Genomic DNA, 13,104 nt, shown 5'->3' on the forward strand with positions numbered 1-13,104 from the left:
TTGTTTACCAAGGAGTTTTCCGTTTCGACTGCGCCGGAAGTGGGGCGAATTATAGACACCTGGAATCTGCCGTCAACAGCTATTTTCACAATTCTGTCATATAGGGCAAAAAAGCCCCGAAATCAAAAAGGCCGACCCAATGGGTCGGCCTTCTGCGCCCTTCTACTTACAAGCTAGGGAACGCGAATTGCGAAGCCTCGTGGCTCGCACGCTGTGGCCAGCGCTGGGTGATGGCCTTGCGACGGGTGTAGAAACGCACACCATCCGGGCCGTAGGCATGCAGGTCGCCGAACAGCGAACGCTTCCAGCCGCCAAAGCTGTGATAAGCCACCGGCACCGGCAGCGGCACGTTGACGCCGACCATGCCGACTTCGATTTCGTCGCAGAACAACCGCGCGGCTTCGCCGTCACGGGTGAAGATGCAGGTGCCGTTGCCATATTCGTGATCGTTGATCAGTTGCATGGCTTCTTCCAGGCTGTTGACCCGAACAACGCACAGCACCGGCCCGAAGATCTCTTCTTTATAGATGCGCATTTCTGGCGTGACGTTGTCGAACAGGCAACCACCCAGGAAGAAGCCTTCCTCGTGACCAGCGACGGTCAGGCCACGGCCGTCCACCACCAGTGTCGCGCCGGCAGCTACGCCGTCTTCTACATAACCGCTGACCTTGTCGCGCGCCTGGCCAGTCACCAGTGGGCCCATGTCCAGGCCGCAGTTGGTACCGGCACCGATTTTCAGCGCCTTGATTTGCGGAACCAGTTTGGCCACCAGTGCATCGGCCACCTGATCACCCACGCACACCGCTACCGAGATTGCCATGCAACGCTCGCCGCAAGAACCGTAAGCCGCGCCCATCAGTGCGCTGACGGCGTTGTCCAGGTCTGCATCCGGCATCAGCACGGCGTGGTTCTTCGCACCGCCCAGGGCCTGGACGCGTTTGCCACGCTTGGTGCCTTCGGAATAGATGTATTCGGCAATCGGCGTCGAACCCACAAAGCTCAGCGCTTTGACTTCCGGCGCTTCGATCAATGCGTCCACCGCAGTCTTGTCACCGTGTACCACGCTCAGCACGCCTTTGGGCAGGCCAGCCTCCAGCAGAAGCTGTGCAATCAGTAGCGTCGAACTCGGGTCACGCTCGGAAGGCTTGAGGATGAAGCAGTTACCGCAGACGATCGCCAGCGGGTACATCCACAACGGCACCATGGCCGGGAAGTTGAACGGAGTGATACCGGCCACCACGCCCAGCGGCTGGAAGTCAGACCAGGCGTCGATGTTCGGTCCGACGTTACGGCTGTACTCGCCCTTGAGGATTTCCGGAGCCGCGCAAGCGAACTCGACGTTCTCGATGCCGCGCTTCAATTCACCGGCAGCATCTTCCAGGGTCTTGCCGTGCTCTTCGCTGATCAGTTGGGCGATACGCGCTTCGTTCTGCTCCAGCAGTTGCTTGAAGCGGAACATCACTTGGGCACGCTTGGCCGGCGGCGTGTTGCGCCAGGCCGGGAATGCAGCCTTGGCCGCGTCGATGGCGCTCTGGATGGTTTCGCGGGTCGCCAGCGGCAACTTGTGAATTGCCTGACCGGTAGACGGGTTGAACACATCAACCGCGCGACCGTTCTCGGTCACCAGTTCGCCATTGATCAAATGCGGAATAACGCTCATGGAAGCTCCTGAAAAGTTGTCCACAGGCGTCCGTTAAAGAGCGCCTGCTATATAGATGCTTTTTGTAGGAGCGAGCTTGCTCGCGAAGATGGTGAGGGCGCTGTGTTCATCCAGGCAGCCCACATCATCGTTAACGTCCATCGCGAGCAAACTCGCTCCTACAGGTGTGTTGTCAAATCAGTCGATCTTGCTCAGCACTTCGCCGACCGCGTCGAACAGACGATCCAGGTCCTGCGGCTTGCTGTTGAAGGTTGGGCCGAACTGCAGGGTGTCGCCGCCGAAGCGTACGTAGAACCCGGCTTTCCACAGCGCCATGCCGGCTTCGAACGGACGCACGATCGCGTCGCCGTCACGTGGAGCGATCTGGATCGCGCCGGCCAGGCCGTAGTTGCGGATGTCGATGATGTTCTTGGTGCCTTTGAGGCCGTGCAGCGCATTTTCGAAATGCGGTGCGACTTCGGCCACGCTCTGTACCAGGTTTTCCTTTTGCAGCAGGTCGAGTGCTGCCAGGCCAGCGGCGCAAGCCACCGGGTGCGCGGAATAGGTGTAGCCATGGGGGAATTCAACCGCGTATTCAGGCGTCGGCTGATTCATGAAAGTCTGGTAGATCTCGGAGCTGGCAATCACCGCGCCCATCGGGATCGCACCGTTGGTGACTTGCTTGGCGATGCACATCAGGTCCGGTGTCACACCGAAGGTGGTAGCACCGAACATGGTGCCGGTACGGCCGAAACCGGTGATTACTTCATCAAACACCAGCAGGATGTTGTGCTGGTCGCAGATTTCACGCAGACGCTTGAGGTAACCCTGTGGCGGCACCAGCACGCCAGCGGAACCGGCCAATGGCTCGACGAATACCGCCGCGATGTTCGACGCATCGTGCAGTTCGATCAGCTTCAACAGCTCGTCAGCCAGGGCGATACCGCCCTGCTCCGGCATGCCACGGGAGTAAGCGTTGCTTGCCAGCAAAGTGTGCGGCAGGTGATCGACGTCCATCATCGCCTGACCGAACAGCTTGCGGTTGCCGTTCACGCCACCGAGGCTGGTGCCGGCGATGTTCACACCGTGGTAGCCACGGGCACGGCCGATCATTTTGGTCTTGGTCGACTGGCCCTTCAGGCGCCAGTAAGCACGGACCATTTTTACAGCGGTGTCAGCGCACTCGGAACCCGAGTCGGTGAAGAACACGTGGTTGAGGTTGCCCGGGGTCAGGTCGGTGATTTTTTCAGCCAGCTGGAAGGACAGCGGATGGCCGTACTGGAAGCCTGGCGAGTAATCGAGGGTACCCAGTTGCTTGGCGACCGCTTCCTGGATTTCCTTACGAGTGTGCCCGGCGCCACAGGTCCACAGACCGGACAGCGAGTCATATACCTTGCGGCCTTTGTCGTCGATCAGCCAACTGCCTTCGGCGCCAACGATCAGCCGTGGATCGCGCTGGAAGTTGCGGTTGGCGGTGTAAGGCATCCAGTGAGCATCGAGCTTGAGCTGGCTGGCCAGGGAAGTCGGTGCGTTTTCAGGCTGGTTCATGGGCGTAACCTCGCAAGGCAATAAGCGGCGTAAGGATTGAAAACCGTTGTTGCAGCTAAATTGCCACGGGGATAAAGTCGGTGAAATCCAACTTTTCTAATGTTCAGTCAGCCAACTACTAAACTTTGAGTAACCCGCATGAGTACTCGCCGTCCCGATCCGCTGGCCCAGGTCAGCGACTTTGATATTCGCCTGCTGAGGATTTTCCGCAGCGTGGTGGAATGCGGCGGCTTCTCCGCGGCGGAGACCGTGCTGGGCATCGGTCGCTCGGCGATCAGCCAACAGATGAGCGATCTGGAGCAACGCCTCGGCCTGCGCCTGTGCCAACGGGGACGTGCCGGGTTTTCCCTGACCGAAGAGGGCCGCGAGGTCTATCAATCGGCATTGCAGCTGTTAAGTGCGCTGGAAAGCTTCCGCACCGAGGTCAATGGCCTGCACCAGCACTTGCGCGGCGAATTGATCATCGGTTTGACGGACAACCTGGTCACCCTGCCCCACATGCGCATCACCCATGCCCTCGCGCAATTGAAAGAACGCGGCCCGGACGTGCAGATCCAGATCCGCATGATCGCGCCCAATGAAGTCGAGCAAGGCGTACTCGACGGTCGTCTGCACGTCGGCGTGGTACCGCAGGCCAGCGCATTGTCGGGGCTGGAGTATCAACCGCTGTATAGCGAGCGATCGCTGTTGTACTGCGCGGTCGGTCACCCGCTGTTTTATGTCGACGACAAACAACTGGACGACACGCGTCTGAATGGCCAGGACGCCATCGCCCCGACCTTTCGTTTGCCGGCGGAAATCCAGGCCCATTATCAGGCGCTCAATTGCACCGCCAGCGCCTCGGACCGCGAAGGCATGGCCTTCCTGATCCTGACCGGACGCTATATCGGTTACCTGCCAGATCACTACGCGAGTCTTTGGGTGCAGCAAGGCCGGTTGCGAGCGTTGAAAGCAAAAACACGTTTCTATGACCTCAGCCTGGCGTCGGTCACACGCAAGGGGCGCCGACCGCATCTGGTGCTGGAGAGTTTTCTCGAGAGCCTGGCCGCGACGCGTTGAAAACTGTGGGAGCGGGCTTGCTCGCGAAGGCGGTGTGTCAGTCACATGAGTATTGACTGGGACGACGCCTTCGCGAGCAAGCCCGCTCCCACATTAGATTGCGGTGCAGTGTTTTATTGTGTGAGGTCTTGTCTGAAACCGGTGGGTACGTTATCAACGCACTGGCCGTCCCATCCACCCGTTCGGAAGTGCTTATGACCTTTGAAGTCCCAGCCCACGGCGCAAAACCCGTCAGTCGTATTCGTCAGAAAAACGAAGAGACCATCATCAAGGCCGCCGAAGACGAGTTCGCCCGTCACGGGTACAAAGGCACGAGCATGAACACCATCGCCCAGAATGCCGGGTTGCCCAAGGCAAACCTGCATTACTACTTCACCAACAAGCTCGGTTTGTACGTGGCGGTGCTGAGCAACATCATCGAGCTGTGGGACAGCACGTTCAACACCCTCACCGCCGAGGACGATCCGAGCGAAGCCTTGACCCGCTACATCCGCGCCAAAATGGAGTTCTCCCGGCGCCAGCCGCAAGCCTCGCGGATTTTCGCCATGGAAGTCATCAGCGGCGGTGAATGCCTGACCGAGTATTTCAACCAGGACTATCGCGCCTGGTTCCAGGGTCGTGCGGGCGTGTTCCAGGCCTGGATCGACGCCGGTAAAATGGACCCGGTCGATCCGGTGCACCTGATCTTCCTGTTGTGGGGCAGCACCCAGCACTACGCCGACTTCGCCACGCAGATCTGCCGCGTCACCGGACGTACCAAGTTGACCAAACAGGACATGGAAGACGCCGGGGATAACCTGATCCGCATCATTCTCAAGGGCTGCGGCCTGAAACCTGCCATCTAAGCACTTATGCCATTTACCCTCAGCGGTTTTTGCGAATACCGCGAAGAGATTCGCAAGAGCCGCTTCATTACCTTCGCCGCGCCGATCTCCAGCCCCGCCGAGGCCCAGGCGTTCATTGAACAGCACAGCGACTTGAATGCCTCGCACAACTGCTGGGCCTGGAAGCTCGGTGATCAGTACCGCAGCACCGATGATGGCGAGCCCGGCGGTACGGCCGGCCGACCGATTCTGGCGGCGATCGAGGCACAGGATTGCGATCAGGTCGCGGTGCTGGTGATTCGCTGGTATGGCGGCATCCAACTGGGCACCGGGGGGCTAGCCCGGGCCTATGGCGGAGGTGCAAACAAATGCCTGCAAGCGGCGCCAAAGCTCGAGCTGATCAGCCGGGTGCCACTGCATTGCGCTTGCGGATTTGCCGAGTTGACTCTGGTCAAGCTGCGGGTGGCGGAGGCAGGTGGATTGGTTGTGGATGAAAGCTTCACCGCCAATGGTGTCGAGTTGCAGTTGGCCGTAGGCGATGCGCAAATCGACACCTTACAGTCACAACTGGCCGATTTGAGTCGCGGGCGAATTTTGTTACGGCGCTAAAAGGCTTCAGCACCGGCTGCAATTTTTTGGGGCACGCCGCTTTTTCACTTATTCCATATTTGCCCACATCTGCTGTGCACCCGCCTGTGGATAACCTGAGCACATACCGCTGTAACCCTTTTGTCATGCGGCTTTGCGGACTTTGCTCAATTTTCGTCCAATCAGCCATCAAGCACGTCAAATTCAAATAAAAACAAATAGTTACAGCGGTTTATCGCCTTTAGAAGTAGCCACTCAGTGCTTATGCCCGTGCTGTGAGCTTGCACACAAATACTGTGGAGCAATCTGTGGATAACCCGTTCATGGCCGTCTCGGCGCCGTGTGCGGTATGGCTTGTGGTCGATTGCTCATTTTTTGAGCAAAACCGCACGAGCAAAAGCGGGGCTTGATTTGCGCCATTGCCCCCATGTGGTGCCGGGTTGTGCGTGGCACATTTGAAAGCTGCGTACTGAACGCCTCTGGTCGCAGGACTTCGAGATTTTCCTGACCTAGTGGCCAGAAAATTGCTTTATCCACAGGCACAAGTCCAACAGCACTGAGCCTGTCATGCCCAATCACGCTCCAATCCCTGACCCAGTTCCGCGCCTGCAACTGCGCAGAATCACAAAACGCTACCCCGGCTGCCTGGCCAACGATGCCATCGACCTGACCATTGCCCCTGGCGAGATCCATGCCCTGCTCGGCGAAAACGGTGCGGGCAAAAGCACGCTGATGAAGATCATCTACGGCGTTACCCACGCCGATTCCGGCGAGGTGATCTGGCAAGGTCAGCGGGTGAGCCTGCGCAATCCGGCCCAGGCCCGGGGTTTGGGAATCGGCATGGTATTCCAGCATTTTTCGCTGTTCGAAACCCTGAGCGTGGCACAGAACATCGCCCTGGCCATGGGCGCGGCGGCAGGCACACCCAAACAGCTTGAGCCGAAGATTCGCGAAGTGTCCCGGCGCTACGGCATGACGCTGGAACCGGAGCGACTTGTCCACAGCCTGTCGATCGGTGAACGACAGCGTGTGGAAATCATTCGCTGCCTGATGCAAGACATCCGCCTGTTGATTCTCGATGAACCGACTTCGGTGCTGACGCCGCAGGAGGCCGAGGACTTGTTCGTCACCCTGCGCCGCCTCGCCACCGAAGGCTGCAGCATTTTATTCATCAGCCACAAGCTCGGGGAAGTGCGTGCGTTGTGCCACAGCGCAACGGTTTTACGAGGCGGTCGGGTGGCCGGGCATTGCGTGCCGGCCGAGTGTTCGGACCAGCAACTGGCGCGCTTGATGGTCGGTGAAGCGGCGGAGTTGATCGCTGACTATCCGAAGGTTACCGGAGGTGATGCGTGCCTTGATGTCCGTGGATTGTCCTGGCACAACCCGGACCCATTCGGCTGCTCGCTTGCCAACATCGACCTTGAAGTGCGCCGCGGTGAAATTGTCGGCATCGCCGGTGTCGCCGGCAATGGCCAGGATGAGTTACTGGCCTTGCTCAGCGGCGAAGCACTGCTGCCCCGCAACGCCAGCGCGACGATCCGTTTTGGCAAGGAACCAGTCGCCCATTTGCGTCCCGATGCTCGCCGCCAACTCGGCTTGGCGTTCGTCCCCGCCGAACGCCTGGGTCATGGTGCGGTGCCGGAACTGAGCCTGGCGGACAACGCGCTGCTGACTGCTTTCCAGCACGGCTTGGTGAGTAACGGCCTGATCCAGCGCGGCAAAGTCGAAGCACTGGCCGAGGAAATCATCCGCCGTTTCGGGGTCAAGACACCCGATAGCCAGGCGCCGGCCCGCAGCCTGTCCGGCGGCAACTTGCAGAAATTCATCCTCGGTCGGGAAATCCTTCAACAACCCAGACTGCTGGTCGCCGCACACCCGACCTGGGGCGTGGACGTCGGTGCCGCCGCCACCATTCACCGCGCCTTGATTGCCTTGCGCGATGCCGGCGCGGCGATCCTGGTGATCTCCGAAGACCTGGACGAACTGTTCCAGATCAGCGACCGGCTCGGCGCCTTGTGCGGCGGTCGGCTGTCGGCGCTTCACGCCACCGTCGACACCCGCCTGAGCGATGTCGGCGGCTGGATGGCCGGCCAGTTCGGTGCCCCTCAATCACTCGCATCCGCCACGCGCTAACGGAGTGTCACATGCTGCTTTCTCTTGAACCTCGCGGCCAGCAATCGCGCCTGATGCTGTGGTGCTCGCCGTTGCTGGCGGCTGCACTGACCCTGGGCTGTGGATCGTTGTTGTTTATGGCGCTCGGGCATGACCCGTTGCTGACCATGCACACCTTGCTGATCGCACCGGTCAGCGACCTGTACGGCGTCTCCGAATTGCTGGTCAAAGCCCTGCCGATTCTGCTCTGCGCATTGGGCCTGGCCGTCGCCTATCAGGCGCGCATCTGGAACATCGGTGCCGAAGGTCAACTGCTGCTCGGTGCGCTGGCCGGCAGTGCGCTGGCGGTGAACATCATCGATATGCAAAGCCGCTGGGCGCTGGTGTTGATCCTGCTTACCGGCACCCTGGCGGGCGCTGCATGGGCCGGGCTGACGGCGTGGTTGCGCACGCGCTTCAACGCCAATGAGATCCTGACCAGCATCATGCTCAACTACATCGCACTGAACCTGCTGCTGTTCTGCGTTCACGGCCCTTTGAAAGATCCCGCCGGGTTCAACTTCCCCGAGTCAGCGATGTTCGGTGACGCCAGCCGTCTGCCGCTGCTGATGGACGATGGTCGGGTCCACGCCGGGGTTTACTTCGCCCTGCTCGCGTTGGTGGCGGTGTGGGTGCTGTTGCAGAAAAGCTTTGTCGGGTTCCAGATCAAAGTGCTGGGGCTGGACAAGCGTGCCGCCGGCTTCGTCGGCTTTCGCGAGAAGCGCCTGATCTGGCTCGCGCTGTTGATCAGCGGCGGCCTGGCGGGGCTTGCCGGTGTGTGCGAAGTCACCGGTCCCATCGGCCAGCTGGTGCCGCAGGTCTCGCCGGGCTACGGCTATGCGGCGATCACCGTGGCATTTCTCGGTCGTCTGAATCCTCTCGGCATCCTGTTTTCCAGCCTGTTGATGGCGCTGCTGTACATCGGTGGCGAAAGCGCACAAATGAGCCTGAACCTGCCGCAAGCGATCACCCAATTGTTCCAGGGCATGATGCTGTTTTTCCTGCTGGCCAGTGATGTGCTGATCCTCTACCGACCGCGTTTGAACCTGCGCTGGGCCCGCCGCGCGCAATCCACCGTCGTACAAACAGGAGCGATGTGATGGATATCGATCTGCTGAGCAATATTTTCTATGCCATGGTCCGCTGCGGTACGCCGTTGTTGCTGGTGGCGCTGGGGGAACTGATCTGCGAGAAAAGCGGCGTCCTCAACCTGGGCCAGGAAGGCATGATGCTGTTTGGTGCGGTGATCGGTTTCATCGTCGCGTTCAATACCGGTCACCTGTGGCTCGGCGTGTTGCTGGCAATGCTCGCCGGGATGCTGTTGTCGTCGCTGTTTGCCCTGGTGGCACTGGTGTTCAACGCCAATCAGGTGGCCACAGGTCTTGCCCTGACGATTTTCGGCGTGGGCCTGTCGACCTTCGTCGGTGCGGCGTGGGTCGGCAAGCCGCTGGCGGGATTCGAGCCGGTGGCGATTCCCTATCTGAGTGAAATCCCACTGATCGGGCGGATGCTGTTTGCCCAGGATCTGCTGGTGTATCTGTCGTTCGCGTTGTTTGCATTAGTGGCCTGGGTGATTCTGAAAAGCCGCGTCGGGCTGATCATTCAGGCGGTCGGGGAAAACCCGGATGCGGCCAGCGCCATGGGCTTGCCGGTGTTGGCCGTGCGGACCTTGGCGGTGTTGTTCGGCGGTGCGATGGCCGGATTGGCCGGGGCTTACCTGTCCCTGGCTTACACGCCGATGTGGGCGGAGAACATGAGCGCCGGGCGCGGCTGGATTGCCCTGGCGCTGGTGGTGTTCGCCAGTTGGCGGGTGTGGCGCCTGCTGCTCGGTGCGTACCTGTTCGGGCTCGCCAGCATCCTGCACCTGGTGGCGCAGGGACTGGGGCTGGCGATTCCGTCGAGTCTGCTGGCGATGTTGCCGTATGTCGCGACCATTGGGGTGCTGGTGCTGCTGTCCCGGGATGCGGTGCGCACACGGTTGTATGCGCCGGTGTCGCTGGGGCAGCCGTGGCAGGCCGGGCATTAGTGGTTGTCTGGTCTGGCCTCATCGCGAGCAAGCTCGCTCCCACATAACCGCATCTTGCGTAATTAATGTGTCTGGCGCAGACCCTGTGGGAGCGAGCTTGCTCGCGATGGCTGCCGAACAGGCAACACTTGAGCAATGCCCCACGCCAATTCAAACACCAGAAAAACCACCAGCAGCGAACTCGCGCCATGGATCAGGGCATAAGCCTGCCAGGCCGAGAACAGGAATCTGCCCACGGCGTCATACCGCCCATAACCCTGCTGCGGATCACGAATCCGCAACACCGCCCATACGCACACAATCGAGCCCAACAAATTCGCCATCAACATGTGCACCGGCTCGAACGGTGGCAGCTCACCGGGCAAACTCAACGCCTGACTCACCCACGTCAAAACCCCATGCAACGCCGCAAAACTCCACGGCGTGACAAACGCGACCATCACGATCAGGTCATACCAGGCACTGCCTTGCACCAACCGGCGATATTGCGTTGTAGTCCACATCGACATTGCTCCATCAATTCAGGGAGCAACAAGGCTAAAGCCTGGAGTATGCTCCAGGGTCAAGCCCCCTCGAGACGTCATGATGCGCATCGGTGAATTAGCCCAGGCCAGCGCCGTCAGCCGCGACACGCTGCGCTTTTACGAGCAGCGCGGATTGATTGCGGCGCAACGCAGCGCCAACGGGTATCGCGACTATCCGCCAGACATGGTGCAACTGGTGCAGTACATCAAGACCGCGCAACGGCTGGGCTTTACCCTCGGCGAGATCGGCAACAGCGTCGCTACAATCTGGAAATCGCCCGATCCGGACAGCGCCGTCACTCAACTGCTGCAAGACAAACTCAAACTGATCGAAGCCCGCATGGCCGAACTCGGCGCACTGCGCGAAGAGTTGCAACAACGGCTCGGGCAACAGTGTCCATTGAATCCACGACTCTGAATTTTCAAGGAAGCCACTCATGTCCAAGGCAAAAACCGCGCTCATCATCGGCGCCTCCCGGGGGCTTGGCCTCGGGCTGGTGAAAACCCTGTTGGCCGATGGCTGGCAAGTCACCGCCACCGTGCGCGATCCGCAAAAAGCCGAAGCCTTGCAGGCCTTGGGCAAGGTGCGGATCGAAAAGCTCGACATGGACGATCAGCAAGCGGTGTCCGCCCTGAGCCAACAACTCAAGGGCGACGTGTTTGACCTGTTGTTCGTCAATGCCGGGGTCAAGGGGCCGGATGTCCAGACGCCGAACGGTGGCGCGACAATGGCCGAAGTCGGTCAGCTGTTTTTCACCAACGCCGTGGCGCCGATCAACCTGGCCCAGAGTTTTGTCGAGCAACTGCGACCGGACACCGGCGTGCTGGCGTTCATGAGTTCGGTGCTGGGCAGCGTGACCATGCCCGATGCGCCGGAACTGGCACTGTACAAGGCCAGCAAGGCGGCGTTGAACTCCATGACCAACAGCTTCGTCACTCAGTTGGGCGAAACCAGGCTCACCGTGCTGTCGCTGCACCCGGGCTGGGTGAAAACCGACATGGGTGGTGAAGGCGCGGACATCGACGTGGAAACCAGCACCCGTGGCCTGGTCGATCAGGTGAATGCGTATGTCGGCAAGGGTGGGCATCACTTCATCAATTACCGGGGCGAAACCATTCCCTGGTAATACCGCCGGGTTGCATCGGCCTGTCGGGTTGGGCTTGCCCGCCGGGCCGTTTTGATCGACACTTCGCACCTCGCCTCCCCGGCGAACCTGGATCAGCAGACAGGGCAACACTGAGCTGGCAACCCTGAACCCAACTTTCAGAGGAGCCGGCCAACATGCCTGCGACCCGTACCTGGTTAAAGAATCCCCTCGCCATTTTCACGTCCAATGGTCTCGATGCCCGTGGCGGTCTGGTGCTGCAAGACGGTTTGATCGTCGAAGTGCTCGGCGCCGGTCAACAACCGTCCGCACCGTGCAATGAAGTGTTCGATGCCCGCGAGCATGTGATCCTGCCGGGCCTGATCAACACCCATCACCACTTCTATCAAACCCTGACCCGCGCCTGGGCGCCGGTGGTCAATCAGCCGCTGTTCCCGTGGCTGAAAACCCTGTACCCGGTCTGGGCACGCCTGACCCCGGAAAAACTCGCCCTCGCCACCAAAGTCGCGTTGGCTGAATTGCTGCTGTCCGGTTGCACCACCGCCGCCGACCATCACTACCTGTTCCCGGAAGGTCTGGAAAACGCGATCGACGTGCAAGTCGAGAGCGTTCGTGAACTGGGCATGCGCGCCATGCTCACGCGCGGATCCATGAGCCTCGGTGAAAAGGACGGTGGCCTGCCGCCGCAACAGACCGTGCAGGAAGGCGAAGTGATCCTCGCCGACAGTCAGCGGTTGATCGCCGAGTACCATGAACGCGGTGACGGCGCGCAAATCCAGATCGCCCTGGCACCGTGCTCGCCGTTCTCGGTGACGCCGGAAATCATGTCGGCCAGCGCCGAACTGGCGAACAAACTCGACGTGCGCCTGCATACCCACCTGGCAGAAACCCTCGATGAAGAAGATTTCTGCCTGCAGCGCTTCGGCCTGCGCACCGTGGACTATCTGGACAGTGTCGGCTGGCTCGGCCCGCGCACCTGGCTGGCCCATGGCATCCACTTCAACCCGGATGAAATCGCCCGCCTCGGCGCCGCCGGCACCGGTATTTGCCATTGCCCGAGTTCGAACATGCGCCTGGCCTCGGGCATCTGTCCGAGCATCGAGTTGACCGATGCGGGTGCCTTGCTTGGTTTGGGTGTGGACGGTTCGGCATCCAACGATGCCTCGAACATGATGCTCGAAGCGCGTCAGGCCCTGTACATCCAGCGCCTGCGCTACGGCGCCGAGAAGATCACCCCGGAGCGCGTGTTGGGCTGGGCGACCAAGGGTTCGGCGAGCCTGCTGGGCCGTACCGATATCGGCGAGTTGGCGGTGGGCAAGCAGGCTGACCTGGCGATGTTCAAGCTCGATGAACTGCGCTTCTCCGGCAGCCATGATCCGGTGTCGGCGTTGCTGCTGTGTGGTGCTGATCGCGCGGATCGAGTGATGGTCGGTGGCAAGTGGCGGGTGATCGACGGACAGGTCGAGGGGCTGGATCTGAAGGGGTTGATTGCTGATCACAGCCAGGCGGCACGGCAACTGATCGCCGGGACCTGATACAACACCGATTAAAACTGTGGGAGCGGGGGGGGGGGGGGGGGGGGGGGGGGGGGGGGGGGGGGGGGGGGGGGGGGGGGGGGGGGGGGGGGGGGGGGGGGGGG

General features: G+C 60.7%; 12 protein-coding genes. 9 read left to right on the forward strand and 3 right to left on the reverse strand.

The window, feature by feature from the left end; translation table 11 throughout:
* Positions 1-166 precede the first annotated feature (166 nt).
* Together AC1RS8_RS27920 and aptA are read right to left on the reverse strand one after the other, a co-directional pair.
* Positions 167-1,660, reverse strand: a complete 1,494-nt coding sequence (locus tag AC1RS8_RS27920) for a CoA-acylating methylmalonate-semialdehyde dehydrogenase (RefSeq protein WP_090452969.1) — start codon at positions 1,658-1,660, stop codon at positions 167-169.
* A 177-nt stretch (positions 1,661-1,837) separates the two neighbouring features.
* Positions 1,838-3,187, reverse strand: a complete 1,350-nt coding sequence (gene aptA, locus AC1RS8_RS27925) for an omega-aminotransferase AptA (protein ID WP_057712120.1) — start codon at positions 3,185-3,187, stop codon at positions 1,838-1,840.
* Positions 3,188-3,325: 138 nt separating this feature from the next.
* Here aptA and AC1RS8_RS27930 point away from each other — a divergent pair, with 138 nt between their 5' ends.
* The 6 genes from AC1RS8_RS27930 (at position 3,326) to AC1RS8_RS27955 (ending at position 9,835) form a co-directional block, all read left to right on the forward strand.
* Positions 3,326-4,246 carry a LysR family transcriptional regulator gene (locus AC1RS8_RS27930; protein ID WP_489339699.1) on the forward strand — a complete coding sequence of 307 codons (921 nt, stop codon included), beginning with the start codon at positions 3,326-3,328 and terminating at the stop codon, positions 4,244-4,246.
* Positions 4,247-4,440: 194 nt separating this feature from the next.
* Entirely contained in the window at positions 4,441-5,091 is a 651-nt protein-coding gene (locus AC1RS8_RS27935; protein WP_489339698.1) for a TetR/AcrR family transcriptional regulator, read from the forward strand.
* Between the two features lie 6 nt (positions 5,092-5,097).
* The gene (locus AC1RS8_RS27940; RefSeq protein WP_489339697.1) at positions 5,098-5,679 is read left to right on the forward strand and encodes an IMPACT family protein; all 582 of its coding nucleotides are present in this window, start codon (positions 5,098-5,100) and stop codon (positions 5,677-5,679) included.
* A gap of 546 nt (positions 5,680-6,225) precedes the next feature.
* Positions 6,226-7,791, forward strand: a complete 1,566-nt coding sequence (locus AC1RS8_RS27945) for an ABC transporter ATP-binding protein (protein WP_489339696.1) — start codon at positions 6,226-6,228, stop codon at positions 7,789-7,791.
* 11 nt (positions 7,792-7,802) lie between these two features.
* Entirely contained in the window at positions 7,803-8,909 is a 1,107-nt protein-coding gene (locus AC1RS8_RS27950) for an ABC transporter permease (protein WP_489339695.1), read from the forward strand.
* Positions 8,909-9,835 (forward strand): ABC transporter permease, encoded by a 927-nt coding sequence (locus AC1RS8_RS27955; RefSeq protein ID WP_057712126.1) that lies wholly within the window; start codon positions 8,909-8,911, stop codon positions 9,833-9,835. The genes AC1RS8_RS27950 and AC1RS8_RS27955 overlap by 1 nt, the downstream gene beginning before the upstream one ends.
* A gap of 62 nt (positions 9,836-9,897) precedes the next feature.
* Here the strand turns inward: AC1RS8_RS27955 and AC1RS8_RS27960 are convergent, their stop codons facing one another.
* Positions 9,898-10,338, reverse strand: coding sequence for a hypothetical protein (locus AC1RS8_RS27960; RefSeq protein ID WP_489339694.1), 441 nt, complete (start codon positions 10,336-10,338; stop codon positions 9,898-9,900).
* An 82-nt stretch (positions 10,339-10,420) separates the two neighbouring features.
* On the opposite strand from AC1RS8_RS27960, the gene AC1RS8_RS27965 reads away from it, so the two are divergent.
* The 3 genes from AC1RS8_RS27965 to AC1RS8_RS27975 all read left to right on the forward strand — a co-directional run bounded on the left by AC1RS8_RS27965 (position 10,421) and on the right by AC1RS8_RS27975 (position 13,000).
* Positions 10,421-10,777, forward strand: coding sequence for a MerR family transcriptional regulator (locus AC1RS8_RS27965; RefSeq protein WP_154861310.1), 357 nt, complete (start codon positions 10,421-10,423; stop codon positions 10,775-10,777).
* A 19-nt stretch (positions 10,778-10,796) separates the two neighbouring features.
* Positions 10,797-11,486 carry an SDR family oxidoreductase gene (locus AC1RS8_RS27970; RefSeq protein WP_090452961.1) on the forward strand — a complete coding sequence of 230 codons (690 nt, stop codon included), beginning with the start codon at positions 10,797-10,799 and terminating at the stop codon, positions 11,484-11,486.
* Between the two features lie 155 nt (positions 11,487-11,641).
* Positions 11,642-13,000 (forward strand): 8-oxoguanine deaminase, encoded by a 1,359-nt coding sequence (locus AC1RS8_RS27975; protein WP_008050330.1) that lies wholly within the window; start codon positions 11,642-11,644, stop codon positions 12,998-13,000.
* Positions 13,001-13,104: the final 104 nt, after the last annotated feature.

This window comes from Pseudomonas sp. GW821-FHT12A04 (genome assembly GCF_058807755.1).